Source organism: Arthrobacter sp. T2-23 (genome assembly GCF_055398325.1).
In genome coordinates this window covers 3071017-3089762 of the sequence record NZ_AP027917.1, presented here as the reverse complement: position 1 = coordinate 3089762, position 18746 = coordinate 3071017, and the positions used below count along the sequence as shown (strand labels likewise).

The following is an 18746-nucleotide window of genomic DNA, read 5'->3' as shown; positions in this document are numbered from 1 at the left end:
TTCCCCGGGCGGGGCGGGGCCGCCCCGCCTCTGAACCAACTCAGGATTCGACGTCGGCTGCGGCAATTGCCTTGTCGGTGAGGACGGGCATCATCGCGAGCAGCGCGAGGGTGAGCACCCCCATGATGCCGAACATGACTTGAAGGCCCAGCCACTGGGCCAGCAAGCCGCCCGCCGCAGCACCGAGTGGCATGGTGCCCCAGGCCAGCAGGCGGTAGGCACTGTTGACTCTGCCCAGCAGGCGGTTGGGAGTGATGCGCTGGCGCAGGGATACGGTGATGACGTTCCAGAGCACGATCAGGATGCCGCCCACGAAGAGAAGGGGGCCCAGGACGTAGGGGTTATTGGTCATGGCAGGTGCGCCCACGAAGAGCGCGCACCCGAAAATCGTGAGCATCAGGGACTTCGACCTGCCCAGCCTGGCCTCCGCCCATTCGGAGGTGAAGGAACCAATGAAGGCGCCGAGGGCGGACGCCGTGAGCAGCAGGCCGAACCCCGCCTCGGACAGTTTCATTTCCGACGTCGGCCCCACGGCAAAAAGCACCAGGACGGCGAAAGCGGCGCTGGATGCGAAGTTGAACACTCCCGTCATGACCGCGAGCGTGCGGAGGACCTTCTGGTGCCAGAGGAACCGCAGACCCTCACCGATATCGAAACGCAACGTCGTCTTTTGTTCCCGCTCCATGCGGAAAGTCCCGGGGACCAGGAACAGGCAACCGACGGCGGCAAGCCACAGCGCCGCCGGCACGGCAAGACCCGCAACGACGCCCACGGCCACCAGCAGTCCGCCCAGCGGAGGGCCAACAAACTGATTGGCGGTGAGCTCGACGGCGTAGAGGCGGCCGTTGGCACGCGAAAGCTGATCCCGGTGCACCACCTGGGGCATGATCGACTGTGCGGAGGTGTCGTAGAGCGTTTCGGCCACGCCGACCATCAAGGCGACAACATACAGGGCCCAGATGGAGCCGAGATCCAGCAGGAGGACGGCGATCAGGGCGGCGGGCAGCAGTCCCCGGCCGAGGTTGGCCCACAGCATGAGCTTGCGCCGGTCCAGCCGGTCGGCCAGCGCTCCGGCAGTCAGAGCGAAGACAAGCCAGGGAAGCGTCGCCGCCACGCTCAGCCCGGCAATCAGCGTGGGTGACTGCGTGAGCTGAATGGCCAGCAGCGGCAGGGCGATCTTGAAGACCCCGTCCGCGAGGTTCGACAGCCCGGACGAGGTCCAGAGCTTCCAGTAGGACGCGCCCAGCGGCGCACGGTTGCGTTCCAACACCAGCGCGGTTTGATCGGTCATAGCTGAACCATTCCGCATCGATTGAGAAAATTCAAGGGGATTGGACTCCAGTACATCGGTTTGTAGGATGGGTCCATGAGAGAGCAGCCGAGCGCGGAGGAAGAGAGGCCGGCCGCGAGCGCCCGGGAAATCAAGGCACTGGCCCATCCGCTGCGCTTGCGGATCCTGCGCCTGTGCGGGCTGCACGAGCTGACCAACAAGCAGCTCGCCGACCGGCTGGGCCAGGATCCGGGCACCATGCTCTATCACGTGCGGCAATTGCTCTCCACCGGATTCCTTGAACCCGCCGACGTCCGCACGGGAGAAAGTGGTGCGCTGGAGAAGCCGTATCGTTCCACCGGGCGGTCCTGGCATCTGGACACCGCACTGGGTGAGGCTGGTCCGGACGGTCCGCTGGCACCGGTGGACGCGTTTCGGGAAGAGCTGACGGAAGCGGGGCCGGACGCACTCGCCAGCCTCTCCCGCTTCGTCCTGCACCTCTCCGAGGCCGACGCCGAAGACCTCCTCACGCGCGTCCACGCCGTCCTGAGCGAATACACCGCCAGCGACCGGCAGCGGTCGGAGCAGCCGGTATACGGCGGCATCTTTGTCCTGCACCGGTCGTCGGACTAGGCCGATGGCCCTCGGCGGCACTGACCGCCCGGCGCTATTTCGGCCCGATCTTTCAGACTCGCCGTGATGCATCGCCGTCTTGGGCGCGGCTCAATCTACCGTGGAAGCGTGAGAAGAAAACCAATCGAACTGGCAGCAGTAGCAACGGCGGCAGTCCCCGGCCTGACCCCGACTGCCGTGAGCTCCGCGCCCGACGATCCGGCGGACTTCGATGCCGCCCTTCTCCTGGACACCGAAGGCAAGCGCTGGCGGGTGCGTTCACCCCGGCACGCCGAGGCGAGTGCGCGGCTGGAAACCGAGTTCCTGGTGCTGCGCGCCTTCACCCCCGGCATCCGCGCCGAACTCCCGTTCCTGATGCCGACGGTGGCGGGCACCGTCCGGCAGGGCGAGCTCAGCACCTTCGTCTACTCCCACCTGTCCGGGGCAACCCGGACGGTCGAGGAACTCAGCGAGGCCTCCGCCGCGCTGGCGAAGGAAATCGGCGCCGCCCTCGCGGCCATCCACGACCTCCCGCACTCGCTGGTCAGCAACGCCGACCTGCCGAGCTACACGCCGAATGAGTTCCGCCAGCGCCGGCTCAATGAACTCGACCAAGCGGCAACGACGGGAAAGATCCCGCCCCTGCTGCTGCGCCGCTGGGAACACGCGCTGGAGGACGTGTCGCTGTGGCGCTTCAACCCCAGCGTGGTGCACGGCGACCTCCACGAGGACAACCTCATGGTCGACGGCGACCGGGTCACAGCGGTGACCGGCTGGACGGACCTGCGTATCGGCGACCCGGCCGACGATATGGCCTGGCTGGTCGCGTCCAACGACCAGGACTTTGTGGACACGGTACTTGCGCACTACTCCTCCAGCCGCCGGGACGCGCCCGACGCCCACCTGCTGCGCCGCGCCGCATTGTCCGCGGAATTCGCCCTGGCCCAGTACCTGGTCAAGGGGCTCGCGGCCGGGGACCAGGACATGACGGACGAGGCGGAGTCGATGCTGGCGGCGCTGGCCGAGGACGTCGCCGAGCACGGCGGGCAGCCGATCAGCGTGGAACCGCTGCCCCAGCCGGCCGTGACCGTACAACCGATCGGCCCGGATGCCGAGGGCACGGCGCCCGGCCCGGACCCGCTGCCCGCCGGCGGCCCCGTGGCAGCCGTCCACGTCACGCCGATCCCCCGCGATGAGGACCTCGGCTTGGCCGACGAGAGCGCAGCCGACCATAGCCCAGCCGAGGAGAACGCAGCCGACGAGAGCGCAACCGACGGCCCGGCCACGGCGGATGACACCTCGACGACGGCCCTCACAGTCGTTCCGGCGAAGCAGGACTAGCTCCGGTCCGTCAGCCCCCTGCGGTCTGTCCCAGGGCTGCGGCGACGATCTCTTCCAGCCGATCCGCCGAACCCAGATCGTGCGGACGCACCACCTGGTTGTCCGCCACGTAGTAGAAGGCCGCCCGGACATCCTCGAGCGGGACACCTTTGAGGCGGGACCAGGCCAGCCGGTAGACGGCGAGCTGCACGGCCTTGGTCTTCAGCTGGGCGGCCGAAGGCCGGCGGCCGGTCTTCCAGTCCACGAGGTCCCAGCCGCCGTCGGCGTCCCGGAAGACCGCGTCGATGCGCCCGCGGACCACCACCTCGCCGATCCGGGTTTCCACGGGCACCTCGACATGGGCCGGCGCCCGGTGGGCCCACTCGGACTGGCGGAAGGTCTCCACCATGGCGTCCAGTCCGTAGGCCTCGTCAATGTGGTTATCCGAGCCCGCCGCCTCACCGAGGTCCAGCATCCCCGAGGTGCCGAAGTATTCCTCGACCCAGGCGTGGAATGCCGTTCCCTTGCGGGCGGACATCCCGGGTTCACGCGGGACGGGCCGCCGCAGCCGGGCCACCACGGAGGCCGCGTCGTCGTCCAGGTCCACCAGGGTGGAAGCGGAAATGTGGCCCGGCAGGTGGACGTCCTGGCCGGCGGTGCGCCGGGAGCGCCGGTCCAGCAGCGTGGCCGCTTCCTGCGCCCAGCCGGCCGCCGGCCCGCGCAGCTGCCGCGCTCCGGCCCCCGGGGTGGGCAGCTCGGCGGCGTCGGACCGCTCCAGCCGCTCCAGGACCCGTGCGGCGACGGCCTCCATGGCGGCGCGGCGGCCCGGCACCAGCCGGAGCCGTGCCCCGGTCCGCGGGTGGACGGGCCCTTCCAGCGGATCGTACGGCCACAGGGCGAGCTCGAGCTCGGAGGTCAGGGGGCTCTCGTCAGGGAGCGCATCCTCGGCGATGGAGAGCGGGTGGATCTCCGCCGCTCCGGCCGCAGTCAGGGTTTCGAGTTCGGCCAGGAACGGCGACATTCCGGCCAAGCCCGCCCGGGAACCAACCCAGGCAGCGCTGGACACCCAGAGCACGTGCTTCGCGCGGGTGTAGGCCACATAGGCCAGACGCCTTTCCTCCGCTTCGCCGTGGGCCTGGACCGCGGACTTGAAGTCCTTCTCGGCGTCGAGCCAGCCTTTCTGGTCCGGCTGGTCGAGGTCCCACTGCGGCAAGTCGGCGCGGTCGCCGCGCAGCGGCCACGGCAGCGCAGCGGAGCCGCTGCTCCAGCGCGAATCCCGGCTGCTCGGGAACGCCCCGGCGTTCAGCCCGGGGACGAACACCACGTCCCATTCCAGCCCCTTGGAGGCATGGACGGTCAACAGCTGGACGGCTTCGTGGTTGACGTCCGGCGCGGCAGCATCGAGCCCGTTTTCCTCCGCGGCAGCCGCCTCCAGCCAGGCCAGGAATGCCAGCACGTCGACCCGCTGCGAGGTGTGCAGGAACCCGGCGGCGGCGTCCTGGAAGGCGTCCAGGTTGCGCCGGGCCTGGTGGATGCTGATGCCGGGCCGGGCGGCGACCTCGATGTCCAGCAGCATGGCACGTTCCACTTCGCCCAGCAGTGTGCTGAGGTCATCGCCCATGAAGCTGCGCAGTTGCCGGAGCTCGGCCGAGAGCCGTTGCAGCCGGTCCTGGGCTTCGGGGCTCAGCCGGCGGCCGTGAGCGGAGATCCAGTCGGGCCGGGGTAGCCAGTCCAGTGCCTCGACGAGGCTCGCCGCGTCGGTGAGGTCCCCTTCGATGACGGTTTCGGCGGTGTCAGTGTCAGTATCCGTGCCGGGGTCGGCATCGGTGCCGTTCGCGGGGCGGCCGCGGCGCCACGCCAGGAAGCTCGACCAGTCGCGGAACGCCATCAGGTCGGCAGGGCCAATCCGCCAGCGGGCACCGGCGAGCAGCCGCATCAGCGAGTCCGAGCGGCCCGGGTCGGCCAGCACCCTGAGGGTCGCCACAAGGTCGACGATTTCGGGGGTGTCCAGCAGACCGCCGAGGCCCACGATTTCGTAGGGTATTCCGCGCAGCTCGAATTCGCGGCGGACGCACTCCATTTGGGCACGGCGGCGGCACAGCACGGCCATCGCCGGCGGCTCGGGTTCCTCCGCCTTCCCGGCGTCGAAGTCGGTCCGGCGGAATTTCAGCACGTCCGCGGCGATGGCCGCCGCCTCGTCCTCGTCCGTGCCGAAGCGGCCCATCACCACGCGGCCCTGGACGGCGGCGGGGCTGGGTTGCAGCGGTGGGACCGCCACGGTTTCGGCGCTGTCCCGGGCGCCGGCGGCGCCGGCGTGGTCCGCCGGCTTGCTGAGCGGGGCGGAAATGACGTTCGCGGCCTCGAGGATGTTCCTGCCGTTGCGCCAGGCGGTGGTGAGGTACGACGTCGGCGCCACCGCGAACCTCGGCGGCCCGCTTCCGGCGTCGCTGCCGCCGTCGCCGGCATCCACCCGGACCGGAAACTCGCGGACGAAGTGGAAAAGCTGGCCGGCAGACGCGCCGCGGAAGCCGTAGATGGACTGGTTCGGGTCCCCCACCGCGGTGACGGCGTGGCCACCGCCGAAGAGCCGGGAGAACAGCACGAGCTGCGCGTGCGAGGTGTCCTGGAATTCGTCCAGCAACACCACCTTGTAGCGCTGGCGTTCGGTCTGCGCCGCCACCGGTATTTCGCTCGCCACCCGGGCCGCGAGCGCCACGAGGTCGCCGAAGTCCAGGGCGCCCCTGGCCCGCTTGGCCTCCGCGTAGCGGCCAACCATGTCCGCGACGCTGGCGCGGGTGCGCAGCAGCGCGCTGAGGTCCCCCGCGGCCTGGCTGGGGTTCTTCTTGGCGGTGGCGAGATACGGCAGGGCCTCGAACTCCGCGACCCGGTCCAGCAGCCAGCCGCGGACCTGCAAGGGGTCCTGCAGGTGTTCGGCGCACTCCCCCGCGAGCTGGATGACTGCCTTGACCAGGGTGGACTTGGCGGAACGGAAATGCTGGTAGTCGCCGTCGAATGCCTCCACGACCTCGCTCGCGAGCTGGAAGGACTGGGCGCCGCCGAGCAGCACGACGTCGCGTTCGACGCCCAGCCGCAGCCCGTAGTCCGAGACGATGCCGCTGGCGTAGGAGTGATAGGTGGAGACCTTGGGTTCCAGGGCGTCGGTGCTCAGCAGCCCGGCGGGGAACACCTTGTGCTCCGGGTCGGCCGCGGCAATCCGGGCCAGGGCTGCCAGCTTGGCCCGGATCCGGGTGGCGAGTTCACCGGCGGCCTTGCGGGTGAACGTCACACCCAGCACTTCCTCGGGCCGGACCCAGCCGTTGGCGACCAGCCACACCACACGGTCCGCCATGGTGGCGGTCTTGCCGGATCCTGCCCCGGCGATGACGAGCCGGGGCGCCAGCGGCGATGAGATGATCAGCGATTGTTCGGCGGTGGGGGTGTTCTTCTCCCCCAGCATCGCCGAAAGCTCCTCGGGGCTGAACCGCGGTTCGGGCAGCGCGTCCGGCCCCGCGGTGCTGTCCTGCCCGGCGGCCGTCATTGGCTCGATACTCATTCGGTGACCTGCTTTCCGCGTGCGCACAGCGGGCAGACTTCGGGAAGCCTGCAGCCGTGGCCGCCGTGCCCGCCTTTTGCGGGGTCGTGGCGGGCTTCGAAAGTGCTGCCGGACATAACGCGGGCGGCCTCGCCCACCAGGTCCAGGGCCCAGTTCGCCTCCGGATCCAGCGGCGGCTGGCTCTGCACGCCGGGGCTTTTGGTGCTGGTGCCCAGCTGGGCCAGCACGGCGCCGCCGGGCAGCGGGGGCGGCCCGTCGTCGGGGCCGGTAAACCCGCCGGCGAGGACCGCGGCCTGGTAGGCGCCAAGCTGCGGGTGGCGTTCCAGCTCCGCCTTGCCTGGCTGCCGCTTCCCGGTCTTGAGGTCCACGATCACGAGGCGGCCGTCGGCGTCGATCTCCAGCCGGTCAACCTGGCCGCGGAGCACGGCAGGACGGGCCGGCCAGGCCTCGTCCGCGCCGGGGGCATCCGGCGCAGCCACGTCGGGCAGCTTCACCTCGAAGTCCTGCTCGACGCCGACCAGGCTCCGCCCCTCGCTCCGCATGACCAGCACGTACTGGGCGAGCTTGCGGACCATCGTCTCGGCCCGCTGGTAGTCGAGTTTGCCTTCCCAGTTGTCCTTCATCCCGAGCGACGGCCAGCGTTTGACCAGCTCGGCCACGTATTCCCCGCCGGAGGCGTCCGGGAGGTCCTGGGCGATGGCGTGGACCAGGGTGCCCAGGCTGCGGGCGAAATCCGTCGCGGCTTCGCCGCCGGCGGCCTGGACAAACCAGTCCAGCGGCGATTTCTGCACGGATTCGACCTTGGAGGGCGAGACGAAGACCGTGCTGCCGGGCGGCACCACGGGGTCGGTCGACGACAGCGGCGCGAGACCCCACCAACTCATGGGGTGGGCGCCGGGGACGGCCGGTTCGGCGGCGGCCAGGGCCCCGAGCACGGCGGTGGCCTCGGCCGCCTCGGCGGAACCGCCGTCGAGCTGGGCATACTGGCGCAGTTCGGCGACCAGGGCGCGCAGGGTCAGCGGCCGCTCCACCGGGGTGAAGCCGCGCCGGTCCTGGTCCGGGTGCAGGGGCGAGACGTAGTCCAGGAAGGAGGAGGGCTGTTCGTCCTCCGAGGACACGGCGGTGCAGATCAGCACCTCCCGGGCGCGCGAGACGGCGGTGGAGAAGCTGCGCAGCTCGTCGTAGCGGATCTCGCGGAGCCGGCTCAACGGATCCAGCTGCAGGGCGTACTCGACGCCGTGTTCGACGGCGTCGGCGAAGAGGGTGCTGCCCAGGAGCTCGCCGCGAAGCCGGGTGTTGGGCCACACGCCTTCCTGGAGCCCGGGAACAATCACCACCGGCCATTCACGTCCCGCGGCGCTGGCCGGTGTCATGAGTTCCACCGCGTCCTCGAGCTGCGCCCGTGCCGCCAGGGTGTCCATCGGCAGTTCCTGGCTGAGCAGGTACTCGAGGAACTGCTCCGGGCCGGAACCCGGAAGCTGGTCCACGTAACGTTCGGCCGTGTGGAACAGCGCCATCATGGCATCGAGGTCCCGGTCCGCGCGTGCCCCCGCCGCGCCGCCGGCCAGGGCGGCCTCGGTCCAGCGTCCGGCCAGCCCGGTGGAGTGCCACAATGCCCACAACACGGTTTCGGCGTTGCCGCCGGGTGCCCCCGCGGCTTCCCGCCCGGCCCGGATCATCCGGGCAACCCGACGGGCCGAGTTCCCCTCGATGCCGAGCGTGGCCAGGGCGCCCGGTTCCAGCAGCGCCTCCACCAGCAGCGCGTCACTGGTGCGGCCGCCGCCGCCCAGCAGCTCTTCGCGCCGCAGGGACTGGCGGAGCCGGCGCAGCTCGATCGAGGTTGCGCCGCCGATCCGGGAGGTCAGCAGCGAGACGGCGGATTCGGGGCTGAGTGCGGCCGGATCAAGGGCCACGGCATAGGCGTCCAGTAGCGGCCGCACGGCTACCTCGTCCCGGACCGCGGACTCGGCCACCGGGATCCGGACCGGGATGCCCTGGCCCGCGAGGTGGCGCTGCAGCTGGCTGAGCTGGCCGCCGTTGCGCACGATCACCGCGATGTCGCCCAGATCCCGGCGGTCGTTGAGCTGGGCTTCCAGGATCCGCTGGGCCACATAGCGCAGTTCGTGCACCGGGGACGGCAGCAGGTGGGCCTCGACTACTCCGTCGCCGGCGTCCTGGCCCGCAGTCCCCCGCGGCACCGGTTCGAGCCGGCGCGCCGAGGTGCCGCCGGAGCGCAGCGAAATCCGTTCCGCAACAGCCTGCCAGGCCTGCGCGACGGCGGGGGCGTGGCGGTGCGCGGTCCACAGCGGCCGTTCCAGCACGGTGCCGCCGGCCGGCGCGAGCAGCCGGGGCAGTTCGGCCACGAGGTCCGGCCGGGCACCGCGGAAACCCTGCACCACGGTGTCCGGGGAGGAGGTGACGATGGCGTCCTTGCCCGCGGCGATGTCCGCGAGCAGTTCGAACACGGCAGGGTTCGCCTCCTGGATGTCGTCCACGAGGATCAGCTGAAGCCGGCCCCGCTCGGCGGCCAGGAATTCCGGGGCGTCCTGGAAGATCTGGCGCGCGGCGGTGATAATCCCGGCCGGGTCGAAGGATTCGGGCATCCGCAGGTCCAGGACGTCACGGTACTCGGCGTAGAGCGCCGCCGCGGCGGTCCAGTCGGGGCGGCCGCAGCGCTGCGCAAGGGCGGCGAGGTCCTCGGCGGTGCGCCCCGATTCGATGATCCGGTCAAAGAGCTGGCGGACCTCCTGCCGGAAGCCGCGGGTCTGCAGGGCGGCACCCAGGTCCTCCGGCCAGGGCAGCTCCAGCCCCGGCTGGGCGTGGCCTTCGAGGAGTTCCTTGATGATGAGGTCCTGTTCGGGGCCGGAGAGCAGTTTCGGCGCGCGCGGCAGCGGCAGGATGCCTTCCGCCTTGGCCCGCCGGATCAGGTCGAAGGCGTACGACGCCCAGGTGCGGGCCGGCGTCGTGCTCAAACTGCGGTCCAGGCGCGCGGTGAAGCGGTCGCGCAGTGCGTCCGCGGCGAGCCGCCCGGGAGCCAGAATCAGCATCCGCTCCGGGTCCAAGCCGTCGCGCTGGGCCCGGCGGACGGCAGCTTCGACCAGGACCGTGGACTTGCCGGTGCCGGGCGCGCCGGGGACCAGGACGGGGCCGGCGCCGTGTTCGACGTCGACGGCGGCCCGCTGGTCCGCGGACAGGTCCGGGGCGGCGCTGTGCTGCGTCCGGGGCGGAAGCAGGCGCAGGCCGGCCCGGTGCGGTGCTGTGGTGCCCGGGAGGGCCTGGCTGGGAGCGGTTTGGCTGCTGGGGCTACTCACACGGACATTTCATCAGTGGGGACAGACAACGTGCGCAGCTCCCGCTCCAGGCGCTCGGCAATGGCGTCGATCTGGTCGAACTCCTCCTCGGTCGGCGCCCAGCGGGCAGCCGCCAGGTCGACGCGCCAGCGGCCCTCTCCGGTGCGCTGGTACTCCACAAAGCTGCCGTGCAGCGGTGTGCCTTCGGCCAGGTAGAGGGCCAGGGCCTCGCGCTCATGGCCGGGCGGGGCGTCCCCGTTGGCCTTGAGGATCCGCCACCAGGGCACGGCGCTGCCGTGGTGGCTCATGACCGAACCGACCTGGCGCGGGCCGCCCGCGCCGAGGAGTTCGGCAACGTCGCCGTAGGCGACGGCGGTACCCGGCGGGACCATCGCCGCGAGCTCCAGCACTGCCTCCACATACTCCGTCCGCATGGACCAAGGTTACCGTTGCCGTCCGCCGCCGGGCGTCGCGGGCAGCGCCGGGCGTGGCCGGATGTTGCCGGGTGTTGCCGGTTGTCCCTGGGCTCTGCGGGGCATCACAAAACTGTCGGCGGCAGCAGGTAGCGTTGAAGCATGAGCACCTGGCACACCCTTCCCCGCGCAGCCTTCGACCTCGAGACGACCGGCCGGAACTCCCGCGCCGCGAGGATCGTCACGGCGTCGGTGACCGTGGTGGACGCCGACGGCTCGGTCATCAAGGAGCACGAATGGCTGGCCGACCCCGGCGTGGAAATCCCCACCGAGGCCAGCGACATCCACGGCGTCACCACCGAGCGGGCCCGCCGCGAGGGCCGGCCTGCCGCCGAGGTGACCCGGGAGCTGGCGGCTGTCCTGCAGGAGCTGTTCGACACCGGCGTGCCGGTGATTGCCTTCAACGCCAGCTACGACTTCACCGTGCTGGCCGCCGAATCGGCCCGCTACGGCGTCCCCCAGCTGAGCCGCTTTCCCGTCCTTGACCCGTACATCATGAACAAGCAGGTGGACCGGTACCGCAAGGGCAAGCGCACGCTGACCGCACTCTGCGAGGAGTACGGCGTCGGCCTCGACAATGCCCACACCTCCGCAGCCGATGCGCTGGCGACGCTGCGCGTGCTCGACGCGATGGCCGGAAAGTTCCCCAAGCTGCGGATGCCGGCCAGCCACCTCCACCAGCTCCAGGTCGAGTGGGCCTCCGCGCAGGCCGCCGATTTCCAGAGCTACCTGCGCAAGACCAAGCCGGCCGCCGTGATCGAGGGTGACTGGCCCGTGCTACCGCCCGAGGACGCCAGCCGGGGCGACTTCTAGCCTTCGCCCGCGGACCGGGCAACCCGCTGGGACGGAGATCACAGGAGCTCCGCCCTGGCCCGCCGGCCGATACTGCCGTGCGGGATTCCGCCCCCGGAACCGCACCCGGCCCCAATCCCGCCCGCCGGACCTCAGGACCGAATTATCTGCACCCTATTTCCCTTTGTGACGAACGTGATGCGCAAGTGGATGCCCTTTGGCGCCGCTGACATAATTTAGTTCAGAAGAGGGCGTGTGTTATGTCGCGCCCAGACCCAACCGCCAAGGGATAAATGATCACAGTTACCGACCTTCGCAAGGTCTACCGGCAGGGCAAGAAGGAAGTGGTGGCGCTCGACGGCGTCACGCTCGCCGTACCGAAGGGCTCGATCCACGGCATCATCGGCCACTCCGGGGCCGGCAAGTCGACGCTGGTGCGCTGCCTGACCCTGCTGGACCGCCCGACCTCCGGATCCGTCAGCATCGACGGCACCGAGCTGAGTTCCGTGCGGGACTCGGAGATCCGTGCTGCGCGGCGGCGCATCGGCATGGTCTTCCAGCATGCGAACCTGATGGACTCCCGGACCGCGGCCGGCAACGTGGCGCACCCGCTGGAACTGGTCAAGACCCCGAAGGACAAGATCCGGACGCGGGTGGCCGAGCTGCTCAGGCTGGTGGGACTCGAGGGGTTCGAGAACGCGTACCCGTCCCAGCTCTCCGGCGGCCAGCGCCAGCGCGTCGGCATCGCCCGCGCCCTCGCCTCGGACCCCGAGGTGCTGCTCTGCGACGAGCCCACCTCGGCCTTGGACCCCGCCACCACCGAAGAGATCCTGGACCTGATCCGGGACCTGACCCGGCGGCTGCAGCTGACCGTGCTGATCATCACCCACGAGATGAACGTGGTGAAGCGCGTCTGCGATTCCGTTTCGCTGCTGTCCCGGGGCCGCATCATCGAACACGGCGCCCTGCAGGAGGTGGCCGGCGAGCTGGACAGTAAGCTCGCCCGCGCCCTGCTGCCGCTGCCGCCCTCGGAGCCGCTGCACGGGGCGCTGCAGCGCGGACCGGTGCTGGAGATCCTCTTCTCCGGCGACAGCGCCAAGGAGCCCGTGCTGACCGGCGTCGCACGGCACTTCAACATGGACTTCAACGTCCTCGCCGGCAGTGTTGAGACGCTGGGCGGCCAGCAGTTCGGCCACCTCCGCGTTCAGCTCGACGAAGGTGCCGACGTCGACGCCGTCCTGCGCTACCTGCACGAGCGTGGCATCAGTGCCAAGCGTGTGGCCGCCGATGCTGCCCCGGCGGAAGAAGGAGCGAACTAATGAACGACATTTTCGGCAACCCCGTCCTGGCCAAGGCCCTGCCTGACGCGATCGTGGAAACCCTGCAGATGGTCGGCATTTCCGCGTTCTTCACGGTACTCATCGGCCTGCCGCTGGGCGTCTTCCTGCACGTCACGGCCCCGGGCGGACTGCGCCCGATGCCCGTCACCAACCGGATCCTCAGCGACGTGATCGTCAACATCACCCGCTCCATCCCGTTCGCGATCCTGATGGTGGCCCTCATCCCGCTGGCCCGGGCCCTCACCGGAACCAGCCTCGGTCCGATCGCCGCGTCAGTTTCACTGTCCATCGGCACGATCCCCTTCTTCGCCCGGCTGGTGGAATCCTGCCTGCGCGATGTCCACCACGGCAAGATCGACGCCGCCCAGGTGATGGGGTCGACCACCATGCAGGTCATCAGCAAGGTGATGCTGCGAGAATCCCTGCCAGCCCTCGTTGCGGCCGCCACCACCACGGTGGTGACCCTCGTCGGCTACTCCGCGATGGCCGGCCTTGTCGGCGGCGGCGGCCTCGGCAAGCTGGCCTACAACTACGGCTTCCAGCGCTTCGACGTCACGGTCATGATCGTCACCATCGTCCTGATCGTCGTCCTCGTCCAGGTCATCCAACTCGTGGGCGAGCGGATTTCCCGCGGCCTCGACCACCGCTGACCGAAACCACCACATCAGTCTTGCAGCGGGTAGCCGCCCTCTGCATCTGCGCGGCCCACGGCCCCCGCCGTCGTGCTGTCCGCCTCTTTCGAAAGGAACGCATCGAATGCGTAAGTCACTCACCCTCCTGGCCACCGGCATTGTCACTGCCCTGGCGCTGACGGCTTGCGGTGGTTCGTCCACCCCCAGCGCCCAGGTCACGACCCTGGACCCGGCCAAGCCCGTTACGCTCAAGGTCGGCGCCAGCCCGGTCCCGCACGCCAAGATCCTCGAATTCATCAACCAGGAGCTCGCCCCCAAGGCCGGCCTCAAGCTGGAAATCAAGGAGATCGAGGATTACCAGACGCCGAACACCGCGCTGAGCGACGGCTCCCTCGACGCCAACTTCTACCAGCACCTGCCGTGGTTCGAAGACCAGGTCAAGACCAAGGGCTACAAGTTCGGCCACGGCGCGGGCGTGCACATCGAGCCCTACGCGGCTTTCTCCGAGAAGGTCAAGAACATCAAGGACATCAAGGACGGAGCCAAGGTCGCTATCACGAACGACCCGTCCAACCAGGTCCGCGCCCTCAAGGTCCTCCAGGTCGCCGGCCTGGTCAAGGACATCAAGGACGACACCTCGGTGCTGACGCTCAGCGACGCGCAGAACCCCAAGAAGCTGAAGTTCTCCGAGAACCAGCCGGAACTGCTGATCAACGACCTGAAGGACCCGTCGGTGGACCTGGCCCTGATCAACGGCAACTTCATCCTCAAGGCCGGGCTGAGCACCAAGAACGCCCTGGCCGTGGAGTCGGTGGACAACAACCCGTACGCCAACTTCCTGGCCTGGCGTGAAGATTCCAAGGACGACGTCCGGATCAAGAAGCTCGAGGAGCTGCTGCACTCCCCCGAGGTCAAGGCCTTCATCGCGAAGGAATGGCCCAACGGCGACGTAACCCCGGCCTTCTAGGCCCGCCTTAAATAGGCCCTGCATAAAGAACTTTCGGCACCCGCCACGGCGGGTGCCCAAAGTCTTTAATAGCGACGACGACGGATGCGCCGCCGGGCGCCTAGGCCGCCGCGGCCGCGGCGGCCTTCGCCGCTGCCGGCAGCGCGTCGACGATCCGGTTCATCGCGGCGTCGTCGTGGGCGGCGGAGAGGAACCAGGCCTCGAACACCGACGGCGGCAGGTACACCCCGGAGTCCAGCATCGAGTGGAAGAACGGCGCGTAGCGGAAGACCTCCTGGGCCTGGGCGTCGTCGTAGTTGTGGACGCCGCGGGACGAGGTGCCGAAGGCCACGGAGAACAGGTTCCCGGCGCGCTGGATGGAGTGGTCCACGCCGGCCGCGTCCAGTGCCGAGGACAGTGCGGCGGAGAGTTCCAGCGAGCGGGCGTCGACGAACGCGTAAACCTCGGGCGTGGCATGGGTCAGGGTCGCGACGCCGGCGGCCATCGCCACCGGGTTCCCGGAGAGGGTCCCGGCCTGGTAGACCGGGCCCACCGGGGCGAGGTAGTCCATGACGTCGGCGCGGCCGGCGAGGGCCGCCGTCGGCATGCCCCCGCCGATCACCTTGCCGAAGGTGAGCAGGTCCGGGGCCCAGGGCTCGGCGGCGTCGGCCGCCCCGCCGGTGAGGCCCCAGTAGCCGGAGTAGCCGGTGCGGAAACCGGTGAGGACCTCGTCCAGGATCAGCAGGGCACCGTGCTCGCGCGTGATCCGGGCCAGGCCGGCGTTGAAGCCCTCGCCCGGGGTGACGACGCCCATGTTGGCCGGTGCGGCCTCGGTGATGACCGCGGCGATGCTGTCGCCGTGCTTGGCGAAGGCGGCTTCGACGGCGGCCAGGTCGTTATAGGGCAGCACGAGGGTCTCGGCGGCCGTGGCGGCGGTGACGCCGGCCGAGCCGGGCAGCGCGAGGGTCGCGAGGCCGGAGCCGGCGGCGGCGAGGAGGCCGTCGAGGTGGCCGTGGTAGCAGCCGGCGAATTTGATCACCAGGTTGCGTCCGGTGAAGCCGCGGGCCAGCCGGATGGCGGTCATGGTGGCCTCGGTGCCGGTGGAGACCATCCGGACACGCTCGGCGGCGGGGACGCGTTCCTGGACGATTGCCGCGAGGTTGGCCTCATCCGGGGTCGACGCGCCGAAGGAGAGCCCGCGGTCGACGGCGGCGTGGACGGCCGCGAGGACCGCCGGGTGGGCATGTCCCAGCAGCGCCGGGCCCCACGAGCAGACCAGGTCGACGTACTCGGCCCCGTCCGCATCGGTCAGATACGGGCCCTTGGCCGACACCATAAAGCGCGGCGTGCCGCCCACCGAGCCGAAGGCCCGGACCGGCGAGTTGACGCCGCCGGGCATCAGTCGGCGGGCGCGGTCGAATAGTTCCTCGTTGCGAGGGTGGCTGGAAGTCATGGTTCCTCTTCTTTCAGTGGTTCTCGCGGGTCGTTCTCACAACGGCTGGTCACGGGCGGGCCCCGCGTCTGCCAGCAGGGTGGCCACGCGCGGTGCCACCTCGGTGCCGAACAGCTCGATCGAGCGCATCATGGCGGCATGCGGGAGCGTGCCGTTGCTGTACTTGAGGTCGAAGCGGTCCACGCCCAGGGTCCGCTTGAGCAGGGCGATCTTGGCGGCGACCGTATCCGGCGAGCCGACGTAAAGCGCGCCCTCGGGGGTGCACAGGTAGTCGAATTCGGCGCGGTTGCCCGGGCCCCAGCCGCGTTCAGCGCCGATCTGGTTGCGCTGGGCCAGCCAATGCGGGAAGAACTCCTCCCGCGCTTCCTCGTCGGTGGCGCCGACGTGCCCGGGCGAATGTGTGGCCATCTGCTGCATCGGGTGGCCGTATTTGGCCATGGCCTCGCGGTAGAGGTCCGCCAGCGGGCCGAAGGAACGGGGCTGGCCGCCGATGATGGCAAAGATGATCGGGTAGCCGTATTCGGCGCAGCGCAGGACCGACTCGGGGGTGCCGCCGACGCCGATCCAGGCCGGCAGCAGGTGGTGCTCCAGCGGCGGGTAGACGCTGAGTCCGTTGATGGCCGACCGGGTCCGGCCCTCCCATTTGATGGGTTTCTGCGCGCGGACCTTGTCGAAGAGCTCGAGCTTTTCCTCGAACAGGACCTCGTAGTCGGCCAGGTCGAGTCCGAAGAGCGGGAAGGATTCCACGAACGAGCCGCGGCCCAGCATGGCCTCGGCCCGGCCGTTGGAGAGGGCGTCGACCGTGGCGAAACGCTGGAAGACCCGGATCGGGTCATCGGAGCTGAGCACGGTCACGGCCGAGCCGAGCCGGATGCGCTTGGTCCGGGCGGCCGCCGCGGCCAGGAACACCTCGGGCGCGGAGACGGCGAAGTCGCGGCGGTGGTGCTCCCCGACGCCAAAGGCGTGCAGCCCCACTTGGTCCGCAAGCTCGGCCTGCTCGAGCAGTTGCCGGAGCACCTGCGCGTGCGGGACGGGGTGCCCGTCCGGGAACACGCCGACGTCGCCGAAGGTGTTCAGTCCGAGCAGGATCGTTTCCGGGCCCACGGGGGCCATGGGGCTGGCCCCGGACGCGGGGTCGGGCAGTTTCGGGCCGCTCATCAGGACTCCTTCAGCCAGCCGGCGAGTTCGCACGCCCAGTAGGTGAGGACCATGTTGGCGCCGGCCCGTTTGATGCCGAGCACGGACTCGGTAATGGCGGCCCGGCGGTCGATCCAGCCGTTCGCGGCGGCGGCTTCGATCATCGAGTACTCGCCGGAAATCTGGTAGGCGGCCACCGGCACCGGGCTCATCGCGGCCACGTCGGCGAGGATGTCGAGGTAGCTCATGGCGGGCTTCACCATCACCATGTCGGCGCCCTCCTCGAGGTCCAGTTCCACCTCGAAGATCGCTTCACGGCGGTTGGCGGCGTCCATCTGGTAGGTGCGCCGGTCCCCGGTCAGCTGGGAGTCGACGGCCTCGCGGAACGGGCCGTAGAACGCGGACGCGTACTTGGCGGCGTAGGCCACGACGGCGGTATTGGCGTGTCCCGCCTGCTCCAGCGCCTGGCGGATCACGGCGACCTGCCCGTCCATCATGCCGGAGGGGCCGAGCACATGCGCGCCGGCCTCGGCCTGGGCCACGGCCATCTGTCCGTAGATCTCGAGGGTCGCGTCGTTGTCCACGTAGCCGTGGGCGTCCAGGACGCCGCAGTGGCCGTGGTCGGTGAATTCGTCGAGGCAGACGTCGCTCATGATGACCAGCTCGTCGCCGACCTCCGCTTTCACGTCCCGGATGGCCTTGTTCAGCACGCCGTCGGGGTCCAGTGACGCGGTGCCGCGTGCGTCCCGTTCGGCGGGAACACCGAACAGCATGATGCCGCCCACGCCCAGCCGGACGGCCTCAGCGGCGGCGCGTTTGAGCGAGTCGGTCGTGTGTTGCTGCACGCCGGGCATCGAGGCGATCGGGTTCGGCTCCGAGAGTCCTTCCCGGATGAACGCGGGAAGGACGAGTTCGGCGGCGGAGAGGCGGTGTTCGGCCGTCAGCCGGCGCATCGCGGGCGTGGTGCGGAGCCGGCGGGGGCGGTGGGTCGGGAAGCTCATGTCTGGTCCTTCACGGTCTGCGGGTGGACGGGATGTGGGGTCGGTTGTCCTGGGTCCAGGGCTGCGATGACGGCGGCGACGAGGCCGGAGACGGTGGGTTCTTCGGCGACGGCGTCGACCGGGAGTCCAAGGGACCGGGCTTCGGCCGCCGTCGACCGTCCGATCGCGACAAGGCGGCACTCCCCCAGCGGCGACAGCTCGGTGTGGACGCGGCGGACGGCGCTCGGTGAGGCGGCGACGACGGCGTGCAGGGTGCCGGCGTCGAGATCGGCTTTCGCCTCGGCCGGAGTGAGGACGGGAGCGTCGTGCTCCTGCTGCCGGCGCCCGGCGGGCCGGGACAGGCCGCGGCGCGGGTCCGCCGGGTAGTCGACGGTCCGGTATGCGGTAACTGCCTGGACCGAGGCGCCGCGCGCCTCCAGTCCCCGGCGGAGCCGCGGGTCGGCGATGTCGGCCTGGGGCAGCAGCACGCTGGCCCGGCTCCGCGGCCAGATGTCGAGCAGCCCCGCAGCGGACTGCTGCCCGGCGGGGGCGAGGTCCACGGCGATGTCGAGTGCTTCGAGGACGCGACGGGTGGCAGGTCCGACGGCGGCGACCTGCAGGCTGCCGGGCAGCCAGGCGCTGAGCGCAGCACCGCGTTCGGCCGCCTTCGCCTCGAGGACCTGGACCGTGGTGACGCTGCTGACCACAAGCCAGGAGTAGGCACCCGCCCCGAGCGCGTCGAAGGCCACGTCGAGGGAGTGCTGGTCGGAGGCGTGCTCAAAGTCGATGAGGGGCAGCAACAGCGGCTCGGCGCCGGTCCCGCGCAGGGCGGACACGAGCTCGCCGGCCCGGTCCGGGCTTCGCGTGACCAGGACCCGGGCACCTTCGAGCACCCTGGGCCCGGCGTTCCCGTCCGGCCGGATGTTGGCGCTGCGGCGTCCCATCAGA

The 18746-nt window shown here is 70.2% G+C and carries 14 protein-coding genes; 6 read left to right on the top strand and 8 right to left on the bottom strand.

The genetic code is table 11. The features are described 5' to 3' along the window. Positions 1-40: 40 nt before the first annotated feature. Complete coding sequence (locus ACZ5Z0_RS14460; protein ID WP_464109022.1) at positions 41-1291, bottom strand: MFS transporter; 1251 nt, start codon at positions 1289-1291, stop codon at positions 41-43. Positions 1292-1366: 75 nt separating this feature from the next. Here ACZ5Z0_RS14460 and ACZ5Z0_RS14455 point away from each other — a divergent pair, with 75 nt between their 5' ends. Next, a complete protein-coding gene (locus ACZ5Z0_RS14455) occupies positions 1367-1903 on the top strand; it encodes an ArsR/SmtB family transcription factor (protein WP_464109021.1) in 537 nt (178 codons plus the stop codon). Between the two features lie 108 nt (positions 1904-2011). Beyond that, positions 2012-3223, top strand: a complete 1212-nt coding sequence (locus tag ACZ5Z0_RS14450) for a macrolide 2'-phosphotransferase (RefSeq protein WP_464109020.1) — start codon at positions 2012-2014, stop codon at positions 3221-3223. 10 nt (positions 3224-3233) lie between these two features. Here the strand turns inward: ACZ5Z0_RS14450 and ACZ5Z0_RS14445 are convergent, their stop codons facing one another. The 3 genes from ACZ5Z0_RS14445 to ACZ5Z0_RS14435 form a co-directional block, all read right to left on the bottom strand. Continuing rightward, positions 3234-6755 carry an ATP-dependent helicase gene (locus tag ACZ5Z0_RS14445; RefSeq protein WP_464109019.1) on the bottom strand — a complete coding sequence of 1174 codons (3522 nt, stop codon included), beginning with the start codon at positions 6753-6755 and terminating at the stop codon, positions 3234-3236. Continuing rightward, positions 6752-9994 (bottom strand): ATP-dependent helicase, encoded by a 3243-nt coding sequence (locus tag ACZ5Z0_RS14440; RefSeq protein ID WP_464110794.1) that lies wholly within the window; start codon positions 9992-9994, stop codon positions 6752-6754. The genes ACZ5Z0_RS14445 and ACZ5Z0_RS14440 overlap by 4 nt, the downstream gene beginning before the upstream one ends. 68 nt (positions 9995-10062) lie before the next feature. Further along, positions 10063-10479, bottom strand: a complete 417-nt coding sequence (locus ACZ5Z0_RS14435) for an MGMT family protein (RefSeq protein WP_464109018.1) — start codon at positions 10477-10479, stop codon at positions 10063-10065. Positions 10480-10620: 141 nt separating this feature from the next. Here ACZ5Z0_RS14435 and ACZ5Z0_RS14430 point away from each other — a divergent pair, with 141 nt between their 5' ends. From ACZ5Z0_RS14430 to ACZ5Z0_RS14415, 4 genes are all read left to right on the top strand, one after another. Then, on the top strand, positions 10621-11331 hold the full coding sequence (locus ACZ5Z0_RS14430; protein ID WP_464109017.1) for an exonuclease domain-containing protein: 711 nt from the start codon (positions 10621-10623) through the stop codon (positions 11329-11331). A gap of 272 nt (positions 11332-11603) precedes the next feature. Then, positions 11604-12629: a methionine ABC transporter ATP-binding protein gene (locus ACZ5Z0_RS14425; protein ID WP_464109016.1), complete on the top strand. Its 1026-nt coding sequence runs from the start codon at positions 11604-11606 to the stop codon at positions 12627-12629. Then, on the top strand, positions 12629-13300 hold the full coding sequence (locus ACZ5Z0_RS14420; protein WP_464109015.1) for a methionine ABC transporter permease: 672 nt from the start codon (positions 12629-12631) through the stop codon (positions 13298-13300). The genes ACZ5Z0_RS14425 and ACZ5Z0_RS14420 overlap by 1 nt, the downstream gene beginning before the upstream one ends. Before the next feature lie 106 nt (positions 13301-13406). Then, positions 13407-14249, top strand: coding sequence for a MetQ/NlpA family ABC transporter substrate-binding protein (locus tag ACZ5Z0_RS14415; protein ID WP_464109014.1), 843 nt, complete (start codon positions 13407-13409; stop codon positions 14247-14249). A gap of 100 nt (positions 14250-14349) precedes the next feature. On the opposite strand, the gene hemL is transcribed toward ACZ5Z0_RS14415, so the two are convergent. From hemL to ACZ5Z0_RS14395, 4 genes are read right to left on the bottom strand one after another with little or no spacing between them, the layout of a single operon-like run. Next, entirely contained in the window at positions 14350-15681 is a 1332-nt protein-coding gene (gene hemL, locus ACZ5Z0_RS14410) for a glutamate-1-semialdehyde 2,1-aminomutase (protein ID WP_464109013.1), read from the bottom strand. A 36-nt stretch (positions 15682-15717) separates the two neighbouring features. Further along, entirely contained in the window at positions 15718-16839 is a 1122-nt protein-coding gene (locus ACZ5Z0_RS14405) for an LLM class flavin-dependent oxidoreductase (protein WP_464109012.1), read from the bottom strand. Next, entirely contained in the window at positions 16839-17819 is a 981-nt protein-coding gene (hemB, locus tag ACZ5Z0_RS14400; RefSeq protein WP_464109011.1) for a porphobilinogen synthase, read from the bottom strand. Before hemB ends, ACZ5Z0_RS14405 begins: the two co-directional genes overlap by 1 nt. Continuing rightward, positions 17816-18742 (bottom strand): uroporphyrinogen-III synthase, encoded by a 927-nt coding sequence (locus tag ACZ5Z0_RS14395; RefSeq protein ID WP_464109010.1) that lies wholly within the window; start codon positions 18740-18742, stop codon positions 17816-17818. Before ACZ5Z0_RS14395 ends, hemB begins: the two co-directional genes overlap by 4 nt. Positions 18743-18746 lie beyond the last annotated feature (4 nt).